General features: G+C 70.3%; 21 protein-coding genes. 5 read left to right on the forward strand and 16 right to left on the reverse strand.

From position 1 onward, the window contains the following. Positions 1-195: 195 nt before the first annotated feature. Together LTT66_RS08755 and hemB are read right to left on the reverse strand one after the other, a co-directional pair. On the reverse strand, positions 196-711 hold the full coding sequence (locus LTT66_RS08755; RefSeq protein ID WP_233069077.1) for a hypothetical protein: 516 nt from the start codon (positions 709-711) through the stop codon (positions 196-198). Positions 712-716: 5 nt separating this feature from the next. Next, positions 717-1,694 carry a porphobilinogen synthase gene (hemB, locus tag LTT66_RS08760; RefSeq protein WP_181721501.1) on the reverse strand — a complete coding sequence of 326 codons (978 nt, stop codon included), beginning with the start codon at positions 1,692-1,694 and terminating at the stop codon, positions 717-719. Between the two features lie 329 nt (positions 1,695-2,023). Between hemB and LTT66_RS08765 the strand changes: the two genes are divergently transcribed. The 3 genes from LTT66_RS08765 (at position 2,024) to LTT66_RS08775 (ending at position 4,060) form a co-directional block, all read left to right on the forward strand. Then, complete coding sequence (locus LTT66_RS08765) at positions 2,024-2,809, forward strand: hypothetical protein (protein WP_233065776.1); 786 nt, start codon at positions 2,024-2,026, stop codon at positions 2,807-2,809. Positions 2,810-2,854: 45 nt separating this feature from the next. Beyond that, positions 2,855-3,664: a tetratricopeptide repeat protein gene (locus LTT66_RS08770; RefSeq protein WP_233065778.1), complete on the forward strand. Its 810-nt coding sequence runs from the start codon at positions 2,855-2,857 to the stop codon at positions 3,662-3,664. Positions 3,665-3,787: 123 nt separating this feature from the next. Then, the gene (locus LTT66_RS08775) at positions 3,788-4,060 is read left to right on the forward strand and encodes a hypothetical protein (protein WP_195097083.1); all 273 of its coding nucleotides are present in this window, start codon (positions 3,788-3,790) and stop codon (positions 4,058-4,060) included. 90 nt (positions 4,061-4,150) lie between these two features. Here LTT66_RS08775 and LTT66_RS08780 read toward each other — a convergent pair whose 3' ends face one another. The 5 genes from LTT66_RS08780 to LTT66_RS08800 form a co-directional block, all read right to left on the reverse strand. Next, positions 4,151-5,713 (reverse strand): bifunctional uroporphyrinogen-III C-methyltransferase/uroporphyrinogen-III synthase, encoded by a 1,563-nt coding sequence (locus LTT66_RS08780; RefSeq protein WP_195066449.1) that lies wholly within the window; start codon positions 5,711-5,713, stop codon positions 4,151-4,153. A 61-nt stretch (positions 5,714-5,774) separates the two neighbouring features. Beyond that, positions 5,775-6,830 carry a hydroxymethylbilane synthase gene (gene hemC, locus LTT66_RS08785; protein WP_233065780.1) on the reverse strand — a complete coding sequence of 352 codons (1,056 nt, stop codon included), beginning with the start codon at positions 6,828-6,830 and terminating at the stop codon, positions 5,775-5,777. Beyond that, positions 6,827-8,269, reverse strand: coding sequence for a glutamyl-tRNA reductase (locus tag LTT66_RS08790; RefSeq protein ID WP_233065782.1), 1,443 nt, complete (start codon positions 8,267-8,269; stop codon positions 6,827-6,829). Before LTT66_RS08790 ends, hemC begins: the two co-directional genes overlap by 4 nt. Continuing rightward, positions 8,266-9,096, reverse strand: coding sequence for a redox-sensing transcriptional repressor Rex (locus tag LTT66_RS08795; RefSeq protein ID WP_233065784.1), 831 nt, complete (start codon positions 9,094-9,096; stop codon positions 8,266-8,268). The genes LTT66_RS08790 and LTT66_RS08795 overlap by 4 nt, the downstream gene beginning before the upstream one ends. Positions 9,097-9,336: 240 nt before the next feature. Continuing rightward, on the reverse strand, positions 9,337-9,597 hold the full coding sequence (locus LTT66_RS08800) for a glutaredoxin family protein (RefSeq protein WP_043699048.1): 261 nt from the start codon (positions 9,595-9,597) through the stop codon (positions 9,337-9,339). Positions 9,598-9,820: 223 nt separating this feature from the next. On the opposite strand from LTT66_RS08800, the gene LTT66_RS08805 reads away from it, so the two are divergent. Next, on the forward strand, positions 9,821-10,768 hold the full coding sequence (locus LTT66_RS08805; RefSeq protein WP_228825870.1) for an HAD family hydrolase: 948 nt from the start codon (positions 9,821-9,823) through the stop codon (positions 10,766-10,768). Positions 10,769-10,820: 52 nt separating this feature from the next. Here LTT66_RS08805 and LTT66_RS08810 read toward each other — a convergent pair whose 3' ends face one another. From LTT66_RS08810 to LTT66_RS08850, 9 genes are all read right to left on the reverse strand, one after another. Further along, entirely contained in the window at positions 10,821-11,828 is a 1,008-nt protein-coding gene (locus tag LTT66_RS08810) for a lysophospholipid acyltransferase family protein (protein WP_195066447.1), read from the reverse strand. Then, on the reverse strand, positions 11,825-12,898 hold the full coding sequence (locus LTT66_RS08815; RefSeq protein WP_324193202.1) for an NAD-dependent epimerase/dehydratase family protein: 1,074 nt from the start codon (positions 12,896-12,898) through the stop codon (positions 11,825-11,827). Before LTT66_RS08815 ends, LTT66_RS08810 begins: the two co-directional genes overlap by 4 nt. A 210-nt stretch (positions 12,899-13,108) precedes the next feature. Continuing rightward, positions 13,109-13,210: a 30S ribosomal protein bS22 gene (locus LTT66_RS08820; RefSeq protein ID WP_003402602.1), complete on the reverse strand. Its 102-nt coding sequence runs from the start codon at positions 13,208-13,210 to the stop codon at positions 13,109-13,111. Between the two features lie 227 nt (positions 13,211-13,437). Further along, entirely contained in the window at positions 13,438-13,626 is a 189-nt protein-coding gene (locus LTT66_RS08825; protein WP_408638829.1) for a helix-turn-helix domain-containing protein, read from the reverse strand. A gap of 259 nt (positions 13,627-13,885) precedes the next feature. Further along, the gene (proC, locus tag LTT66_RS08830) at positions 13,886-14,704 is read right to left on the reverse strand and encodes a pyrroline-5-carboxylate reductase (protein WP_181721509.1); all 819 of its coding nucleotides are present in this window, start codon (positions 14,702-14,704) and stop codon (positions 13,886-13,888) included. A 32-nt stretch (positions 14,705-14,736) separates the two neighbouring features. Continuing rightward, complete coding sequence (locus LTT66_RS08835; protein ID WP_233065789.1) at positions 14,737-15,621, reverse strand: thioesterase family protein; 885 nt, start codon at positions 15,619-15,621, stop codon at positions 14,737-14,739. A 140-nt stretch (positions 15,622-15,761) separates the two neighbouring features. Continuing rightward, complete coding sequence (locus LTT66_RS08840; RefSeq protein ID WP_233069078.1) at positions 15,762-16,685, reverse strand: sugar phosphate isomerase/epimerase family protein; 924 nt, start codon at positions 16,683-16,685, stop codon at positions 15,762-15,764. 88 nt (positions 16,686-16,773) lie between these two features. Continuing rightward, on the reverse strand, positions 16,774-18,360 hold the full coding sequence (locus tag LTT66_RS08845) for an ABC transporter permease (RefSeq protein WP_233065790.1): 1,587 nt from the start codon (positions 18,358-18,360) through the stop codon (positions 16,774-16,776). Then, positions 18,357-19,391 carry a Ppx/GppA phosphatase family protein gene (locus tag LTT66_RS08850; protein ID WP_195097090.1) on the reverse strand — a complete coding sequence of 345 codons (1,035 nt, stop codon included), beginning with the start codon at positions 19,389-19,391 and terminating at the stop codon, positions 18,357-18,359. Before LTT66_RS08850 ends, LTT66_RS08845 begins: the two co-directional genes overlap by 4 nt. 65 nt (positions 19,392-19,456) lie before the next feature. Between LTT66_RS08850 and LTT66_RS08855 the strand changes: the two genes are divergently transcribed. Then, positions 19,457-20,329 carry a hypothetical protein gene (locus LTT66_RS08855; protein WP_233065792.1) on the forward strand — a complete coding sequence of 291 codons (873 nt, stop codon included), beginning with the start codon at positions 19,457-19,459 and terminating at the stop codon, positions 20,327-20,329. Positions 20,330-20,358 lie beyond the last annotated feature (29 nt).

Raw genomic sequence — 20,358 nt, forward strand, 5'->3', positions numbered from 1 at the left:
CGCCGAATGCTGTGCGGCTGCTGGATCACCACTCGCATCGATGCCTCCGATCCTCCGGAGCCATCTGCCGAGTTCCCGCACGTAATGCAAGACAACGCATGACAAACGACTACCGGTTCCCACGTCCACTGTGACAACCCTCACCATACATGCCGGACTGTCTCGGACAAACTGAGAACTCGTTCCATCCGCGGCTCAGGGCCTGCCCGGCAGGAAGTACTTGGTGGCCTCCGGCCGATGGGACAGATAGATGGCGCCGACCGCGAGCACGGCCTGCACGATCGAGGCGCCGCCCGCGACGAGCGAAGCCGTTCCGGTCACCGCGTCGATGGCGAACAGCGCGCCGACGCCGATCACCAGGACCCACGCGCCGACCACCGTGAGCACGGTGCGCGCCCATGGTTTGCCGCGCCCGAACTGGTACACCACGACCAGCGCGAGCGCCGCGACGCCCAGCCCGATCAGCACGACCACCACGTAGACCAGCGACACCATCAGCTCGGCGCTGGCCAAGGTGACCTGCGGATCCTGCGCCCTGGCCTGCTCGAAGACCTCCTCGGCGAACGCGCGCCGCCGATCCAGCGCGGCGAGGATCGAGGCGATCAACTGCACGACGCCGAACCCGATGACACCCCACCACAGCTGCCGCGCGGTCCCCACGTCCTCCGGCATCGGAGGCCGAACCGGGCCCGCGGCGAACGGTCCCGCCATATTCGTCACGACAGCCAGTGTGCGGCCTCGGTCGCCCAGTAGGTGAGCACGATGTCCGCGCCCGCCCGGCGGATACCCAGCAGCGATTCGAGGATGGCGCCACGGCGATCGATCCAGCCGCGCTCGGCGGCGGCGGTGATCATCGCGTACTCGCCCGAGATCTGGTAAGCGGCGACCGGGACCGTCGAGTGATCGGCGACCTCCCGCAGGATGTCCAGATACGACATGGCCGGCTTGACCATCACGATGTCCGCGCCCTGGGCCAAGTCCAACTCCAGCTCGCGGAGCGCCTCCCGGCGATTGGCCGGGTCCTGCTGGTAGGTGCGCCGGTCGCCTTCCAGCGAGGAGCCGACGGCCTCCCGGAACGGGCCGTAGAACGCCGAGGCGTATTTGGCGGAGTAGGCCAGGATGCCGGTGTCGATGCGACCGGCCGCGTCCAGGCCCTGCCGGATCGCGCCGACCTGGCCGTCCATCATGCCGCTGGTGCCGAGCAGGTCGGCGCCCGCCTCGGCCTGGGCCAGCGCCATCTCGACGTAGCGGTCCAGCGTCGCGTCGTTGTCGACCGCGCCGTCGGCGGCGAGTACGCCGCAGTGGCCGTGATCGGTGAACTCGTCCAGGCAGGTGTCGGCCATGACCACCGTCGAGTCGCCCACCTCTTCGGCGAGCGCGCGCAGGCCGCGGTTGAGGATGCCGTGCGGATCGGACGCGGCGCTGCCGACGGCGTCCTTGTCCTCCGGACGCGGCACGCCGAACAGCATGATGCCGCCGACACCCGCCGTGACCGCCTCGACAGCCGACTTGCGCAGCGAGTCCAGCGAGTGCTGCGCCACGCCCGGCATGGAGCCGATCGGGCGCGGCTCCGCCAAGCCGTCGGCCACGAACATCGGCAGCACCAATTGCCGTGGTTCCAGTGTGGTTTCGGCCACGAGACGACGCAAAGCCGGGGTGCGGCGCAACCGCCGCGGGCGGTCCATTCCGGTCATGAATCGCACGATACGCCCGGTCCGCACGGCTGTCGCGAGCACCCGGGGGCTGCGCCGGAGCCACCGCCCCAACCCTCTGGGACAGCTATCGCGCGGCTGGGCAGATATGGCGCTCGCCGCCTTCGTTCATCTGGACGCTTCCGTTGCCGGCCTGGTGCGCGTCGACACGTGAAACTCCGTCCGGCCCGGTGCGCAATTGCAGGGTGCCCGCCGCGCCGCCGTCGCCGATCGGTCATGCCATCCGAGTGATAACGGTGTGTGAAATCACACTTGATCCCCCGCCCGAAGGCGCATACTCCGACTAGGGGCGAGACCCGCTGGGGGACAGCATGACCGATCCGCACATCGATATCTCGCTCGCCAGAGCCGCCGACTTCGAGTCGTGGGTGGCGGTACTGCTGGCGGACTGGTGGCCGGTGCTGACCGCCGGTGTGCGCCCACCCCCGGCCGCGCTGCGCGCCTGGCGCGCCACCGATGCCACCGGGAGGAACTTCAGCGTGGAGTTCCTCGCGCGGCAATCGGCCGAGCCCGAGGTGATGCCCGGCGCGCACGTCGCCTTCGCCACGCTCGGCATCCGCCCCGACGAGCCGGAATGGATGCGCAGCCGGGGCACGCACCTGGTCGGCGGCACCGAGGACGCCGTCGTCCAACTGCGGTACTCCGACACCGCCCGCACCGTCTTCGTCCGCCTGCACAGCAGGCCGTGCCAGGTGACCGAAGAGGCGGGCCTACGGCTGCGCGGCGGGGCGCAGATCAGCGTGCCGTTCCCGAACACCACCTCGGGCCCCCTGGACGTGCGGGTGGCCCGCAACAGCGCGCGGCATCTGCTCGCACAGCACAGCGCACGGCATTCCACCCCCGCCGACCCCTTGCAGCTCGGGCCGCCGCAGCGGGTGGCCGACATCGGCTGGGCCTTCATCTTCCCGTGGTCGACCACCAGCTGGTATCTCGACGGCTCCGTTCCCGTCCTCCCGCCGGGCAGCCGTGGGCCGATCGTGGTCGTCAAGGACACCGGACACACCTGGCTGCTGGACAGCCTCCGCAACTATGACGCGCAGCTGACCGACTACGCGCACGAGCACGGTTACCGCGCACCGGTCGAGCAGGCGCGATGATGGGCAGCGTGATCGTCGCGGAGAGTCGCGAGGCGGTGTGCTGACATGACCGAGTCGCCGAACGAGATGGAACTGCTCGCCATGCAGCGGCGCGCCGAAGCGCTGTGGGACGCGGGCGACGCGGCGGGCGCCGAACACTGGCTGCGCCGGGCCGCGGCGGGCGGCAGCGTGCCCGCCATGGGGATGCTCGGAGCGCTGCTGGGGGCCGACGGCCGGGTCGGCGAGGGCATCCGCTGGCTGGAGACCGCCGCCGCGCGGGGCAACGAGCCCGCGGGTGTGCAGCTGGGGCTGCTGCACGTGGAGCGCGGCAATCTCGACGAGGCGGAGCGCTGGTTGCGGCCCGCCGCCGAGCGGGGGTTGCCCGAAGCCCTCTGCAATATGGGCGTTCTCGCCAATCGGCGCGGACGCGACGAGGAGGCCGAGCAGTGGTACGAGCGCGCGGCCCGCGCCGGAAACCCCACGGCCATGCGCAGTCTCGGCCTGTATCTGGCGCGCCGCGGCGAATTCGACCGCGCGATCGACCTGCTCACCGAGGCCGCGCGCCGTGGCAGAACGGACGCGATGGCGGTGCTCGGTGCGCTGCATCTGGACCGCGGCGAGCAGGCCGAGGGCGAGCGGTGGCTGCGCACCGGCGCCGAAGCCGGCGACCCGGACTCGATGTTCCACCTCGCGCTGTTGCTGCGCGCGACGAACACGCCCTACCTGGCAGGCGATTTGGCCGACCCCGAGGTGCTGCGCACCGCGGCCGCCATCGCGACCGGCCGTACGCCCGCGCAGCGGGAGGCCAGGCAGTGGCTCGAACGCGCCGCCGCACTCGGGCATCCGCAGTCGCTGCGGCTACTGCACGATCTGTGAACCGACGACCGCAGGGCAGGTGAAAACCTTTGTGGCCAGCCGAATTTGTCGGTGGTCCCGAGTAGAATCGAAGATACGTTCGAGGGGGCTCGCTCGCCCCCGATCGCCACGGGAGGGATGCCAATGCGCACACCGCAAACCGTTCTCATCGACCGCCCCTACGCCCCGCTGCAGAGGCGCCCGCTGCCCGCGGGCCGTCCCCGGGCGTGGTACGTCTTGCACAACCGGCGGCTCAAGGCGATGCGCCTGGCGATCGCGCTGCTCGACTCGGGCGTCTACGCGCCGAGCTACGCCACGAACAAGCGGATCAGGCACACCGCCGAGGTGATCGGCATCCGGCCGCCCTCCGACGCCACCTGCAGCATGGTCCGCACCTTGATGCGCAAGCGGTACTGAGAGCCGATGGGTCACGCTCGTCGCGTGCCACCCGAACGCGGACAGAGCCGCCGACACCTGGTCGGCGGCTCTGTCCGGGGCGTCCCGGGATTACCGGCTGCGGCGGCTCTTCTTGCGCGGCGGCGGCAGGAGCCCTTCGGCGCGCAGCCGGGCCGCGTGCTCGGCCAGCGCCTCGACCAGCGGACCGACTTGGGCCACCTCCGGCTGCACGTCCACGCGCAGGCCGAATTCGATGGCGGTCTCGGCGGTCTTGGGGCCGATGCACGCCACGATGGTGCGCGCGTGCGGCTTGCCCGCGATGCCGACCAGGTTGCGCACCGTGGAGGACGAGGTGAACAGGACCGCGTCGAAGCCGCCGGTCTTGATCATCTCGCGGGTCTCCGCGGGCGGCGGCGAGGCGCGCACCGTGCGGTAGGCCGTGACGTCGTCGATCTCCCAGCCGCGGTCGCGCAGCCCCTCGGCCAGCGTCTCGGTGGCGATGTCGGCGCGCGGCAGCAGCACCCGGTTCACCGGGTCGAACACGTCGTCGTAGGGCGGGAAGTCGGCCAGCAGGCCTTCGGAGGACTGTTCACCGCTCGGCACCAGTTCGGGGTTGATGCCGAACGAGCGCACCTTGTCCGCGGTGGCCTCGCCGACGCAGGCGATCTTCACGCCGGAGAAGGCCCGCGCGTCCAGACCGAACTCGGCGAACTTCTCCCACACCGCGCGCACCGCGTTGGTGGAGGTGAACACCACCCACTGGTAGCGCCCGTCGACCAGACCCTTGACCGCGCGCTCCATCTGAGCGGGGCTGCGCGGCGGCTCGACCGCGATGGTCGGCACCTCCATCGGGATGGCGCCGTGCGTGACCAGTCGCTCGCTCATCTCGGCGGCCTGGTCTTTGGTGCGCGGCACCAGCACGGTCCAGCCGTACAGTGCGCGCGACTCCCACCAGGACATCTTCGAGCGCTGCGCGACCACCTTGCCGATGGTCACCACCAGCGGGCCGACCAGCTCGGAGGCCGCGCTGTTCAGCGTGGCCAAGGTGGCCTCGATGGTGCGCTGCTGGCGGGTGGTGCCGCGCACCGTCACCGCCACCGGGGTCTGCGGCGCCATACCGTGCTCGACCAGGGCGCTCGCGGTCTCGGCGAGATGCCCCGAGGTCGCGTGCAAGACGAGCGGGCCGGGGGCGGCGGCCAGCGCCGCCCAGTCGACCTCGCCGCGCACGTCCGCCTCGGTGTGCCCGGAACCCAGCGCGATGCCCGCGTAGCTGGGCACCGCGGAGCCGTTGGGCAGGCCGGGCAGCACCTCGAAGACCATGTGCGATCGGGTGACGGCGTTGACCTCGGCGATCACCGAGTCGGTGGTCAGCGGATCGCCCGCGACCACGCGCACCACGTCGTGCCCGGCACGCGCCTCGGCGATCAGGGTCTTGGCCACCTCGGCGGGCTCGCCGAGCGCCGGGCGCACGTCGACGGGGCGCTCCCCGTCGGGCCCCGGCTCGACCGCGGTGCCGATCAGGGCGAGCACGCCCTTGTCGACGTCCGGATCGGTGAACGCCAGCGTCGCCCGTCCGATCACCTCACGGGCCCGGACCGTGAGCAGCGCCGGGTCACCCGGACCCGATCCGACGAAAAGGATGCGACCGGGGTGCTTCTTCGTCACTCGGCTCATGCCTGCACCTCGCTTGCGCTCGGCTCCGGCATGCCCGAGGGCACGGTGCCTGTGCTTCCGCTCATCGGCTGTTCTCCATTGGGCTGGGGTTGGGCAAGTCTGTGGCGGGCGAACTCACCGCCCGGGTGGGGGAACCGTCGTCCGGTTCGGCGGCGAGCAGCTCGCGCGCACCCATATCGAGCAACTCGCGGGCAAGCGCGCGGCCGAGCTCCGCGGCGTCGGCCGGGGCGCCGACCACCGACGCCCGCAGCACGTCGGATCCGTCGACCGCCGCCGCGCACGCGCGCAGCGACAGCTCGTCCACGATCCGCCCTTCGTCGTCGAGTGATTCGACCACTTCGGCGAGCGCACCGATCGGCGCGGTGCAGCCCGCTTCCAGTTCGGCCAGCAGCGACCGTTCGGCGATGACCGACGACCGGGTGGCCGCGTCGTCCAGGCCGGACAGGATCTGCACCAGCGCGGTGTGGTCGCTGCGGCATTCCACCGCGAGAGCGCCCTGGGCGGGTGCCGAGAGCATCTGCACCGGCTCCAGCGACTCGGTGACCGCGTCCAAGCGGTCGATGCGGGCCAAGCCGGCTCTGGCCACCACGACGGCGTCCAGTTCGCCCTCGCTGACCTTGCGCAGCCGGGTGTCCAGATTGCCGCGCAGCGGGACGACGTCCAAGCCGAGCCCGAGCGCCCGCAGCTGGGCCGCGCGGCGCGGCGCCGAGGTGCCGACCTTCGAGCCCGCGGGCAGTTCGCCGAGCACCAGCCCGTCGCGCGCCACCAGCGCGTCGCGCGGGTCCTCCCTGGGCGGGATGGCGGCGATGGTGAAGCGCGGGTCCTGCGCGGTGGGCAGATCTTTGTAGGAGTGCACGGCGATGTCGATCGCGCCCGCAGCGAGCTCGTCGCGTAGCGCGGAGGTGAACACGCCGACGCCGATCGTCTGCACCGGGTCCGACGAGAGGTCACCGGCGGTCTTGATCACGACCAGCTCGGCAGGCTGCCCGGCCGCGATCAACGCGTCGCGCACCGTGCCCGCCTGGGTGAGCGCGAGCAGGCTCCCCCGGGTGCCGATCCGCCACGGCGTACGGGTGCCGTCCGCGGTCGCGTTGCCTTCTTGGTGCAACATGGTCATGCCGTCTGCCCCTGTTCCTCGCCGCGATGGCCTGCGGTGAAGTCGTCCGCCAGCGCGATCTCTCCGTCGGCCAATGTGATCTCGGCGCGATCGCCCGTGAGCGCGGTGATCTCCATCGGCGCGGCGACCGCTTGGGCCGCACCGGGCTTCAGTTCGAACAATTCGCGCAGCGCCTCGGCGTAGCTGTCGCCGCCCGGCGTCGACGCGAGCTGCTTGACCCGCACCGTCGGCGCGTGCAGCAACTTGTCGACCACCCGGCGCACGGTGCGCGCCACCTCGTCGCGATCCGGGTCGGCCAAGCCGGGCAGCCGCGAATCCAGCCGGAGCAGCTCGGCCTCCACCACCTCCGCGGCCCGCTGGCGCAGCGCGGCCACCGTCGGGGTGACCTCGGCCATCCGCTGTCCGGCAAGATATTTGGCGAGTTCGTCGGCCACGATCGTCCGGGCGGCCGCGGTGTCGTCGGCGGCGGCGCCCGCCGCCGGATCCCGCTGCAACGTCTCGATGTCGATGAGCGTGACGCCCGGCAGCCCGGCCACGGCGTGCTCGACATCGCGCGGCAAGCCGAGATCACAGAACGCCAGCGGCCGCTCCACAGTGGCGAACTCCTCACCCCGCTCGCGCTCGGTGAGTGCGCGGTGGGTGTCGGCCAGCGTCACGACCGCGCCGACCGCGCCGGTACAGGTGACCACCACGTCGGAGGCGGACATCGCCTCGGTCAGGCGCGACAGCTCCATGGCCTCGGCCTCGACGCCGTGCGTCCGCGCGGTCTCCGCGAGTCTGCGCGCCCGCCCGATGGTGCGGTTCACCACGATGATCCGGCCGATCCCGGCGCGCGACAGATGCGCGACGGCGAGACCGCCCATCGCGCCCGCTCCGACCACCGCGGCGGTACGGCCGGCCAGCGGGCCGAGCACGTGCTGCGCACGATCCAGCGCGACCGACACCACCGACGCGCCCGCGCGGTCGATGCCGGTTTCGGCGTGCACCCGCTTGCCGACCCGCAGCGCGTGCTGCGCCAGTTCGTGCAAGGTCCGCCCGACCGCCTGCTGCGCGTCGGCGGAGGCGTAGGCGCCGCGAATCTGGCTGAGCACCTGCTGCTCGCCGATCACCATCGAGTCCAGTCCGCTGGCCACCGCGAACAGGTGCTCGGCGGCGGCCTCGGAGTAGCGGACGTAGGCGTGCTTGGTCAGGTCGGGCATCGGCAGCCCGGAGTGCTTGGTGAGCAGGTCACCGATTTCGGCGAGACCGCCGTGGAAGGCGTCCACCACCGCGTAGACCTCCACCCGGTTGCACGTGGAGACGATCATCGCCTCGGACACGTGACTGGAGGCGAGCAGACGGTCGATCAGCTTGGGCCGGTCGGCGTCGGTGACGGCCACCTTCTCCAGCACCGGTACCGGCGCGCTGCGGTGCGAGATGCCGACGAGGAGAACGCTCATGGTGTGACCACCGATCCCTTGCTGCTTGGCTCCGTTGCCGTATGCGGGGTTGTCGAGTGCTGGAGTGCCGGATGCGCGGGCGCGGCGTGCGGCGTCGGCAGCCGGTGCGCGATGCGACCCGAGCCTGCGTGCGCGACTTCCGGCAGCGGGGCCTGCTCCGCGTTGCGCACCCGCTCGAACGACAGCATCTGCATCTCCACGGCCAGGTCGACGCGACGGACCTCGACCGTCGCCGGTGCGACCAGCTCACAGGGGGCGAAGCTCAGGATCGACTGGAGCCCGGACGCGACGAGCCGGTCGCAGACGTCCTGGGCCGCGTCGTCGGGAACGGTGATGACCGCGATGGTCGGCTCCAGCTCGGCGACCGCGTCCGCCAGCTCGGCGACGTCGCGCACCACCAGACCGGCGACCGGCATGCCGATCACCTCGGGGTGGCTGTCGAACATGCCGACCACGGTGAAGCCGCGCCGCCGGAACCCGCCGTAGCCGACCAGGGCCCGGCCCAGATTCCCCGCGCCGACCAGCACGACGCGGTGCCCTTGCGACAGGCCGAGCACGTCTTCGATACGGGAGCGGAGCTTGGCCACGTCATAGCCGACGCCGCGAACGCCATTGGGGCCGAGGAAGGAAAGGTCCTTGCGCAATTTGGCCGAATTGACACCCGCCGCGACAGCCAGTTCCTCACTAGATACGATGGCAACACCGTCGTCGGCCAACATGGCGAGAACCCGAAGGTAGGTAGCCAGCCGCGCGACGGTGGCCTGCGGGATGTCCTTCTGCAGAGCCCTGCCGGAGACGCCGCCTGGCGCCTCATGCTGCTCTGTCACGTCGTCGGCTCCTCGTTCCGGGCCTCGGGCACCGGTTCGTCGTTCGACCCCTCTGACCCGCGGGCGGTCCGGTGCCATGGTGTCGAAGTTTCGGATTTCGGGGCGGCTCCGCAGCCTCGGCATGCGGGTCGCGTGCCACCACCGTAACTGCTTGTGAAGCCCTGCACAAAGTCGGTGAAATTGGCCTCATTTTCCGCTACGACCAGCACAGCGGCCGAATCGGACGGAAAACGCCGTACCTCAGCGCGTCAGGTCCACCCGCAATCGGGTCTCGTCGACATCGAAATAGCTGTGTTCGCGGCCGTCGAGCAGGACGACGGGAAGCCGGTCGCCGTACTCGGCGCGCAGGCCAGGGTCGGTGGCGGCGGCTTCGTCGACGTCGACGGTCCCCGGTTCGATACCGAATTCGGCGCAGATCACGCGCAGGCGTTCCAGTGCCGTCGCACACAGTCCGCAGCCCGCGCGAGTCAGCAATGTCACCGAATGTGTGGGATTGGTCATGACGGATATTTAATCCGGACCGCGGAGATCACACCGCCTCGGTCCGCGCCACGCGAATGTGTCGCGCGCCGCCTTCTGCCGTGACTGTCACCCGATCCGGCTACTGTTGACATGGTTCGCGCGACGGGCGGAGGTACTGGTGCCGGAACGATCGAAGGTGGCGAGGGCCGGATTCATCGCGGGACGATTCGGTGAGTTTCCGGCGCGATGGAATCTGAGCCAGATGGGCCAAGGTCTGCAAGACCAGCTCGCCCGTATCTCGCGCAGCCCCTTCGGCCCGAGTGAAGAGGAATTACGGGCCAATCTCGCCGGTGAGGCGAGCGCGGACGCCGCGCTGACTCTGCACGACGCGGAACTCGCCGCGGGCGAGGTGGCGCCCCCTGGCCCGGAAGCGCCGCGCGACTTGACCGCCGCCGCGTTCTTCGACGTCGACAACACGATGGTGCAGGGCGCGTCGATCGTGCATTTCGCCCGCGGTCTGGCGGCGCGCAAATACTTCAAGACCTCCGACCTGGTGGACGTCGCCTGGAAACAGGTGAAATTCCGGGTCACCGGCAAGGAGAGCAGCACCGATATGGCCAGCGGCAAGGAGAAGGCGCTGGCCTTCATCGCCGGGCGCTCGACCGCCGAGCTGGCCGCGCTGGGCGAGGAGATCTACGACGAGATCATCGCCGACAAGATCTGGCCAGGCACCCGCGCGCTCGCGCAGATGCATCTGGACGCGGGCCAGCAGGTGTGGCTGGTAACCGCCACCCCGGTGGAGTTGGCCCAGGTGATCGCGAAGCGCCTCGGCCTCACCGGCGCGCTGGGCACCGTGGCCGAGAGCGTGGACGGCACGTTCACCGGGCGGCTGGTCGGCGACATCCTGCACGGACTCGGCAAAGCGCACGCCGTGCGCACGCTGGCGATCCGTGAGGGCCTGAACCTCAAGCGGTGCACCGCGTACTCCGACAGCCACAACGATGTGCCGATGCTCTCGCTGGTCGGCACCGCCGTGGCGATCAACCCGGACTCGGACCTACGCGAAGTCGCCAAGAATCGCGGCTGGGAAATCCGCGACTTCCGAACCGGCCGCAAAGCCGCCAAGATCGGCGTACCCACCGCTCTGGCCCTGGGCGCGGCAGGCGGCGCGGTCGCAGCCGCAGTCACTCGCCGCCGCGACGGCCACTGACCGGACGGCCCCAGCAACCGAGCGTGCGCCCGTTCGCGGCCAAAAACACCGCTCACCCGGTGAAGACGTTGCGGCGCTTGGTGAGCAGCTTGTAGAGCGTCTGCTGGATCGTCTCGCGCACCTGATCCGTGATCTCGAACATGGTCATCGGATCGTCGGCGGCCTCAGGCTCGTAGGGTGTGGTGGGGATCGGGGTGCCGAACTCGATGTACCACTTGGACGGCAGCGGTACCGCGCCGAGCACGCCCAGGTGCGGGAACAGCGGCGTCACCGGGAAGTACGGGAGGCCGAGCAGCCGGGCCAGCGGCTTCAGGTCGGCCAGCTTCGGGTAGATCTCCTCGGAGCCGACGATGGAGCACGGGATGATCGGCGCGCCGGTGCGCACCGCGGCGGCGACGAAACCGCCGCGACCGAAGCGCTGCAGCTTGTAGCGATCGGTGTACTGCTTGCCGACGCCCTTGAATCCTTCCGGGAACACCCCGGTCAGCTCGCCGGAGCGCAGCAGCCGTTCGGCGTCCTCCCGGCAGGCCAGCGTGTGGCCCGCGCGACGCGCGAGCACGCCGAGCACCGGCGTCTCGAAGATCAGATCGGCGGCGAGCAAGCGCAGCGCGCGCTGTTCGGGGTGCCGGTCGTGCACGGCCAGCTGCAGCATCAGCCCGTCCAGCGGCACGGTGCCCGCGTGGTTGGCGACGATCAGCGCGCCGCCCGCTTCGGGGATGTTTTCCATCCCACTGACCTCCGCCCGGAACCACAGCTCCGACAGCGGACGCAGCGCGGGCAGGATGACCGACTCGAGCAGGTGCTCGTCGAAACCGAATTCGTCGACCTGGTAGTCGCCGGTGAGCCGGCGGCGCGCGAAATCGGCGGTCTTGGTGATCTGCTTGCCCAGCGCGCCGCGCAGCATTCCCGACAGCGACTGCGGCGGGGCGGGCGCTACCGCCGCGCGCCGTTCCGTCAGCGAGGTCACCGGACTCGGGACGGCCAGGCGGCGTGGCATCGGCCGCTGGCGCGCCTCGATCTGCAGATCGTGGAGTTGGATGACTTTCGCTACGTCGTTCATTGGTGTGCTCCCGTATCGGCCCCGAGCAGGCCGAGCAGTTTGTGTTCTGCGGCGTCGATCCACGCTGGATCGACCACGGGCCGCAACGCTGCGCCCCCTATGAAGTCGTCGAACGCCTGCACCGTCGTCCAGCGCGGCTCGAACCCGAGCTCGGTCCGCATGCGCGTGGTGTCCAGGCCACATCCGAAGTGGAAATAGTCGAGCTGTTCGGCGGAGAACTCCCGCATGACGGGGCCCATGAGCAGGCGCCCCGCGGTGCGGAACACCGTGAAGGGAACCGGCAGCTCGATCCGGCCTGCGCGCCGGACCGCCTGCGACAACGACAGCGCGCCGTCACCCGCGATGTTGTACGTGCCGCTCGCCGCGGTTCGTGCCGCGTGCGTCAGGGCGGCCACCGCGTCCTCCTCGTGCAGCAGCTGCATCCTGGCGTCCCGGCCGAATACGGTAGGGGTTACCGGCGAACGCAGATATTGCACGCCGCGCGCGGCCAGCCGGGGGCCCACGATCGGCGCGAATCGCAGAATTGAGGTGGCGATATCGGGACGTCGCCGGGCGAGGCTACGAACGTAACCCTCTATATCGATCATGTCGCGCGCAAAGCCACCGCGCGGTGGTGTGCGCGCGCTCATTTCCTCACTGAATTTCGCGGGGTCCTTCGCACTGCAACCGTACACCGCCGAGGAGGAGCGCAGCACGACCCGGCGCACCGAAGCCACCTTCTGGCACACCGCGAACAGCTGCATCGCGCCGAGGACGTTGTGATCCTTCATCACGGGGCGGCCGCCACCCGCGGGTGGACGCGCCAGCACGGCGGTGTGCACCACGGTGTCCACCTCGCCACCATCGATCACCTTACGGATCAACGGGTTTCGGATATCCGCTCGCACGAACTCCGCGCGGCCCATGCGCCGCTGTAACTCTCGCCCCGGCGTCATCGTGTCGACGGCGAGGATGCGCTCGATCCCGGGCTCCTGAGCGAGCCGGGCGACGACCGTGCCACCGAAGAAGCGGCTGGCTCCGGTGACCAGCACGACCCTCGGTGTGTGACCTTCCCGACCCTCAGAACCCACCGGCACCCGCTTTCCCTTGCCAGCCGCCTTTGTGATTATTCCCAGTGCCCAGCGTAGCGGGTGCCTACCCGCCCACCGAGAGTATTAACCAGGATCTAACGATGACTTCAGTCACGCGATACAAATGAAGATTTTCGAAGATTCAAGTTTCGAACAAAAGGCCCGTCACCTATTGGTGACGGGCCTCCGCGGCTAACACGCAGCTATGCCTTACTTGCCGAGTTTGCGCCGCTGAACACGCGTGCGGCGAAGCAGCTTGCGGTGCTTCTTCTTCGACATGCGCTTGCGGCGCTTCTTGATCACAGAACCCATAGGGTTGTCCTCGCGTTCTCTCTACTCGGCGCGCACGCTGCCCGTGCGCGATTGCCGGACGCCCGTCGGCCGGTACCCCGGCCGACCGGCCGGGGTCGCTCGGCTGGCCTCACGTCCCGTGCTCGCGCCGCCGGATACCACGGGGCAACCAACAGCGATGCCACCGGCGGGCGAACACGAACCGATGGACTATCGTACCGGCACGACCCTGCGGTCTCGAAACCGCCTCATCCAGCGTCGAAATAAGACGTTTCCAGATAGTCGTGCACCGCCTTGGCGTGTACCCGGAACGATCGGCCGACGCGCACCGCGGGCAGCTCGCCCGAGTGCACGAGCCGGTAGACCGTCATCTTGGACACCCGCATCAAACTCGCCACTTCGGCGACGGTGAGAAACTGGGTGCCGCCGCCGAACACAGGTTGCCCCTGCGTCGCGGCCTCACGCTGTACCCGGGAATTCCCCCGATCAGCTGCGGGACCGGAGCCGCCGGACGCTCCGGAATTCGCAGACATCTTGTTCGAAGACATCATTGCACCATTGACCTCCGGCACGTCCGCGCCACCGGCTTCCCCACCGGCGGAACAGACACGCACGTGCTCCTTGAAGCTTAGCGGGACCAGTGGTGTTACTGCGACGGGAGTGAGAAATCGGGTTTTCCGATTTGAAACAGACCGGTCACTCCGCTGACGCGCCCTGTTCGGCGGACCTTTGCTTCGCTGCGAAAAGGCCCTCCCAGAACGCCGAGCGTAGTCCTCCGCGCTCCAGCTCGCGGATCGCGGCCGCGGTGGTGCCCGCGGGCGAGGTGACCGCAGCGCGCAGTTCCGCGGGGGTCTGGCTGGAACCGTCCAGCAGGGCGGCCGAGCCGACCATGGTCTGCACGACGAGCCGGGTGGCTACGTCCCTGGTGAGCCCGAGCCCGACGCCCGCGTCCACCATGGCCTCGACGACCAGGAAGAAGTAGGCGGGACCGGAGCCGGACACCGCGGTGACGGCGTCCATCTGGCTCTCCGCCACGGCGACCACCTTGCCGACCGCGCCGAGCACTTCGGTCACCAGTTCCAGATGCTGCTGGCGCGCGTAGCGGCCCGGCGCGATGACGCTCATCCCCTGCCCCACCAGCATGGGCGTATTCGGCATCACCCGGACCACCGGGAATCCGGCGGGCAACTTGCCCTCCAGCCGCGCGGTCGGCACACCGGCCGCCAGCGAGACCAGCACCTGATCGCGATCGCTGCCGATCTCCGCCTTACCCAGCGGTGCCAGCACGGCGTCCACGTCGCCCGGTTTCACCGCGATCACCAGCAGGTCGGCGCCGACCGCGGCATCCGCCACGTCGTCGGTGACCCGGATGCCGAAGCGATCGGCGATCTGATGGGCCCGTTCCCGGTGGGTCTCCACGACGACCAGATCCTTGGTCAGCCGCCCCGACTCCAGCAACCCGGCGACCAACGCCTCCCCGATGCGCCCGCCACCGATCACCGCAATTCTCGTCATGGGGCTCAAGGCTAGACGGCGCGCGCCGACGCTCAGCGCTGGGGAACGAGCGCCAACTGACGACTCTGCGCGACGACCGCGCCGGTCGAGTCGAGCACCAGCTGGTCCTCGTCGAACATCCGCCCGCCCACCTCGTGGGTGGTGGCGATGATCCGCAGCCAGCCCGGCGCGGGCCTGCGGCGCAGGTAGGTGGTCATCTGCACGGTGGGGGCCCAGCCGAAGTGGCCGAGGTTCATCGGCACCGGCGGACTCATGTCGGCGCTCATCATGGCGAAGTACATCGCGACGTCGGGATCCTGCTCGTCACCCGGGCGCGGCCGCATCCACAGCCGCAGGCGCGGTTCCCCCTTCGCGCCCTCGAGGAAACGGGCCCACTCGCGGTCGAGATAGATCTCGGCGCCTCGGCCCACGTGCACGATGTCGCCCATCGCGGAGCCGGGCTCGTAGCCGATCGCGTCGGCGGGCGGCTGGGCGGGCATGTCGGCGTGCTCCGGCGCGTAGATCGGGTCGGCGTCGTCGAGGCGGCTGAAGGTCAGCGCCGTGCGCACCAGGACGCGGCCGTCCTGGACGAGGTCGGCGTCGGCCAGGCAGATCTGGCGGCCGATCTTGCGGACCCGCACCTCGTATTCGACCTCCCCGGGGTTGGGGGCGCCGAGGAAATCGGAGCTCGCGGCGATCGGGGCCAGGCCGACCAGGGCGGGATCGGACGCGCGCAGCCAATTGGTCGCCGCCGCCGCGCTGGCCGCGACCATCGTCCCGCCGTGCACCTTCGGGCCGATGGTCCAGATGTCGTCGATGACGCCGAGATAGCGGCCGATTCCCTGGGTCGAGGAGCGTGCTTCGGTCAGCGCGCAGACCTGGCTGAACGGTGCGTCGGTCGTGGCGGCCCGGCCGAGGTCGGTCAGCTCCGTCGTCATCCTCACTCCTGTCCTTCGTCGGCCGCCTCCGATGGCAGCGTTCGCGGCGGTGTCGCACGCGGCTGCCGAGCGGCGTTCGTACAGCGTACAACGCACCGCTCGGACAATCGCATCTCGCCGTAGCGGAGGAGCGACCAGCGTCACATCGGCGGCTCGGACGCCCCGCGGTGCGCGCCGCTGGGCGTGGGCGCGGCAGCGACGGTCAGATGCCTGCGGGCGAAGGCCAGCGTGCGGTGCAGCATGGCGGCCCGGTCCTTGGTGGTGCGCGCGTTCTGCGTATTGACCTCGGCGACGGCCTGGCCGGAGAAGCCGGTATCCAGCAGGTTCGCGCACACTTCCACGCAGGGCTGGGTGCCCTCGCCGGGAACGAGATGTTCGTCGTGCGCGGCGCCCCGTCCGTCGGCAAGGTGCAGATGGGCCAGGCCAGGGCCCATGCGGGCAGCCAGAGCCAGCGGATCGGCGCCCGCGGTCGCGGTGTGCGACAGGTCGAGGGTGTAGTGGCGGAAGCCCGTCTCGGTCGGGTCGTAGGACGGGCTGAACGCCGTGAGCGCCGGACCGGGACCGCCCCGGCGCTCCAGCCGCTTCACCGCGCCTTCGCGCCGGCCGAACAGCGTGTCCGCACGCATCGGGAACATGTTCTCCACCGCGACGATCACGGGGCTGTTCTCTTCCAGCTCAGCCACCTGCTCGGCGAACCCCGCCGCGTAGCGGCGCTGCCAGCGGAACGGCGGATGCACCACCACCGTGCTCGCGCCGAACGCCTCGGCGGTGCGCACACTGCGCGCCAGTTTGGCCACCGGGTCCGAGCCCCACACCCGCTGCGAGATCAGCAGACACGGCGCGTGCACGGCGAGCACCGGGACGTCGTACCGGCGCGAGTATGCCTGCACGGTGGCGATGCTCTGACTGGCCGGCTCGGCCCAGACCATCAATTCGACGCCGTCGTAGCCGAGCTCGGCGGCATAGCGGAACGCCGCCTCCGTGTTCTGCGGATACACCGAGGCCGTCGAGAGGCCGACCTTGATGGGTTTCGGATCGGGCGCGCTCTCCCGGTCTCCCGGCAAGCCCGCGCCCGTGCGCGACTCCGCCTCCGGCGTGTGCCGCACTCCGGTCTCGTTCGCCTGCCCGATGTTCCCCACAGCCGCTCCCTACTCAGTTCGTACTGAGAAGAAAGGCTAGTGGCCCCAGCGTGACGAAGATGCCCACGACGACGGCGATCACAGTGCTGAGGATGTCGTCGGTCCTGCGCAGAATCCGCACAAGGGCCACCAAGCCCAGAATCACTATCATCGCCAGCGCCAGCGCCACCCAGGGGAGCATCTCCCACATGCGCTCGAAGCCCTTGAACAGCAACATGCCCGCGACGGCGGCGCCGGTGCTCTGACCGCCGAGGATCATCCACTGGCGCCGGTTGGCGTCGTCCTCCGCCTTCTTGGCCGCCCGCGACCGGCGCGACGCGGTGGCCCTGGTCGCGGCGCGCGGCTCGTCATCGATGTCGTCATCGTCGTCCTCGTCCAGCGCGATCGGCTCGTAGACGTCGGTGACGCCGTCCAGGTCGGCGACGTCGGCGGCGGCCCGCCCACCGCGCCTGCGCTGCGCTGCCCCGCGCTCGGCGCGGTCGACGCCGTCGCGCAGCAGGTCGCCCGCGACCGTCTGGCCGGAGAGCAACTGCTGGTCCTGGCTGGCCAGCGACCACGCGGAGGTGGGGATGCCGCCGGATTCCGGCGCCGGATCGGCCTGCGTCTTGTGCCGCCGGGCCGACCAGGCGGGCAGGCCGTTCTCGCCCGTGCCGTTGCGCCGGGCTGGTCCTCGCTGCGCGTCCGGCTGGGGCTCGGGTGGAACGGGCCTGCCGGGTTTCGGTCTCGGATCGGGCGGCGGCGGGAGTGGAAGCGGCGCCGACTCCGGAGCGAAACCGCCGGTGGACGGGGACCAGGCCGCGGTGGACGGACCGAGATCCTCGGCCGCTTCCGCGGCCTCCGCCGCCCTGCGCCTGGCCGCGCGACCGCCTCGGGCGCCGTTGCGCTCGGGAAGCGGCGAGTGGCCGAAGGCGGGCTCGTCGGGTTCCGCGTGGCCGTTGCGGCCCGGTTCGGCGACCCGGCGATCGGACAGCGCGTCCCGGCCGAACGGCTCGGGCTGGACTTCGTGCCAGGACCGTACCTCGGTGGCCTCCTCGTCGGGCTCCTCGCGCCTGCGCCTGCGCCCCGAACGCGGGGGCGTCTCCGCGACGCCGCCACCCAGCGGGTCCGGCACATACGGGCCGGACGCGGCCGAAAACAGGTCCGACACCGGGGTATCCGGCGAGAGCGGATCGTAGGTGCCGTGCCGCGAGGAAGGCATCTCGCGGCCGGGCATGACGCGGCTGGATCGCCCCGGCGGCGGATCGGCCCGCGGCGGGTCGGGCTGCGCGTAACCGGCCAGCGGGTCGTACATCGAGATCGGGCCCGACATGGGCGAATACGACGACGGGTCGGGCTGCGGCTCCGGCGCGTAGGAAACCGGCTCCGGGGCCGGAGGATCGAACGAGGGCGGCGCGTAGGCCTGCTCCTGTCCGTCGGAATCGGGCGCGGCGTGCGCGGAATGGCCACCGCCCTCCCGGATGACCGGCAGGTCACCGGTCAGCTCGGCGACGGAGATGCCCCGGCCACCGCGGCGGCGCCTGCCGCCACCGGAGGAGCCGCTCTGCTGGCCGTTACGCGCCAGCAGTTCCGCCACCGACAGCTGTTTGGAGTCCTCACTCATGACGACACCGTCCCGATCGAGCCAGGCAGCGGCGCGCCACCGCCGGGCGCGGGCCTACCGTCGCCGGTCGCCGCGCCCGCTGAGTACGTTGCTTCGGGTCCACCATTCATATCGGTATCCAGTTTGCGCAGGATCAGCCCTTCGCGCAGCGCCCATGGACAAATCTCCAAGGATTCCAGCGAAAGTGCCCGCATACTCGCCTCCGCGACCAATGCGCCGGCCACCAATTGCTGTGACCGATCGGAACTTACGCCTTCCAATTCTGCACGGTCCGACGCCGTCATCCGCGAGATGAACGCAATCAGTTGGCGCAGGCCCGAGCCCGTGAGTGTACGGCGCACCCGCGGACCGGCCCCCGAGGGCGCCGCTCCGGTCAGCCGGGCCAGGGATCGGAATGTCTTGGATGTGCCGACGGCCAGATCGGGCTTGCCCGGTTCGAGCAGCTTCTTCGCCGGAACCACCAGCTCGGCGTCGAGCCAGTCGCGCAGCACGGCCACCCGGCGCTTGCCCGGCGGGTCCTCGCGCAGCCACTCCCTGGTCAACCGGCCCGCGCCCAGCTGCAAGGACAGCGCGACGTCGGGCTCCTCGTCGCCGCCGTTGGTCATTTCCAGCGATCCGCCGCCGATGTCCAGATTGAGAATGCGCCCGGCGCTCCAGCCGTACCAGCGGCGCACCGCGAGGAAGGTCAGTCGCGCCTCGTCCACGCCGGTCAGCACCCGCAGGTCGACGCCGGTCGCCGCGCGCACGCGGCCGAGGACCTCTTCGGAGTTGGCCGCCTCGCGCAGGGCCGAGGTGGCGAACGGCATCAGCTCGACGCACTTGGACGTCTCGGCGATGCTGGCGAACTCGGTCACGGTATCGATCAGCTTCCGCGCGCCCGCCTCGGTGATGCAACCCGCCTCATCGATGTTCTCCGCCAAGCGCAAGGTGGCTTTCGTCGAGCTCATCGGCAAGGGGTGACCGCCACGATGCGCGTCCACCACGAGCAGGTGAACGGTATTGCTTCCGACATCGAGTACCCCAAGCCGCACATGAACACGGTACTGGGTGATGCGGCACTTCAGCCCAGGCGACTGAACTGTTAGCGTCCTATTTCGTGACGGTAGGCGCATCCCCGAGCAGCCCGACCCGGCCCCGACCAGCGGCGAAGATCGACCCGGCCCCGGAAGTGGATCCCGACTTCCCCCGCGAGTGGATCGAGTTCGTCGATCCGGCAAACGACGAGCATTTGATCGTCGCGGATCTGACCTGGCTACTGTCCCGATGGACGTGCGTGTTCGGCACGCCTGCCTGTCAGGGGATCCTGTCCGACCGGCCGGATGACGGCTGCTGCTCGCACGGCGCGTTCCTCTCCGACGACGACGACCGCAAACGCCTGGGCCGCGCTGTGAAAATGCTCACACCGCAGGATTGGCAGCTGCGCGGCGAGGCCGTCAACGAGCAGGGCAAGATCACCAAGAGCGGCTATCTGGAGCTCGATGAGCTGGACGACGAGCCTGCCCTGCGCACGCGCCGGTTCGAGGGGGCGTGCATCTTCCTCAACCGTCCCGGTTTCGCGGGCGGCGTCGGCTGCGCCCTGCACACGATGGCCCTGCGGCGTGGCATCGAGCCGCTGGAGGTGAAGCCGGATGTGTGCTGGCAGCTGCCGATCCGCCGCACCCAGGACTGGGTGGACCGGCCCGACGGCGTGCAGATCCTGCGCACCGTGATCACCGAATACGACCGCCGCGGCTGGGGGCCGGGCGGGGCCGATCTGGACTGGTACTGCTCCGGTTCCCCGGACGCCCACGTCGGCAGCAAGCCGGTCTGGCAGTCCTACGGCCCCGAGCTGACCGAACTGCTCGGCGCGCCCGCCTACGCGGAGCTGGCCCGGCACTGCAAACGCCGCGAGGGCCTCGGCCTGATCGCCGTCCACCCGGCGACCGTGCACGCCGACCGGATGCGGGATTCCGCGGATCCGGTCGCCTGAGCGTTTGCTGGTCGAGCGCCCAGTCCGGT

Origin of the sequence: Nocardia gipuzkoensis (assembly GCF_021183645.1) — a bacterium.
Lineage (GTDB): Bacteria > Actinomycetota > Actinomycetes > Mycobacteriales > Mycobacteriaceae > Nocardia > Nocardia abscessus.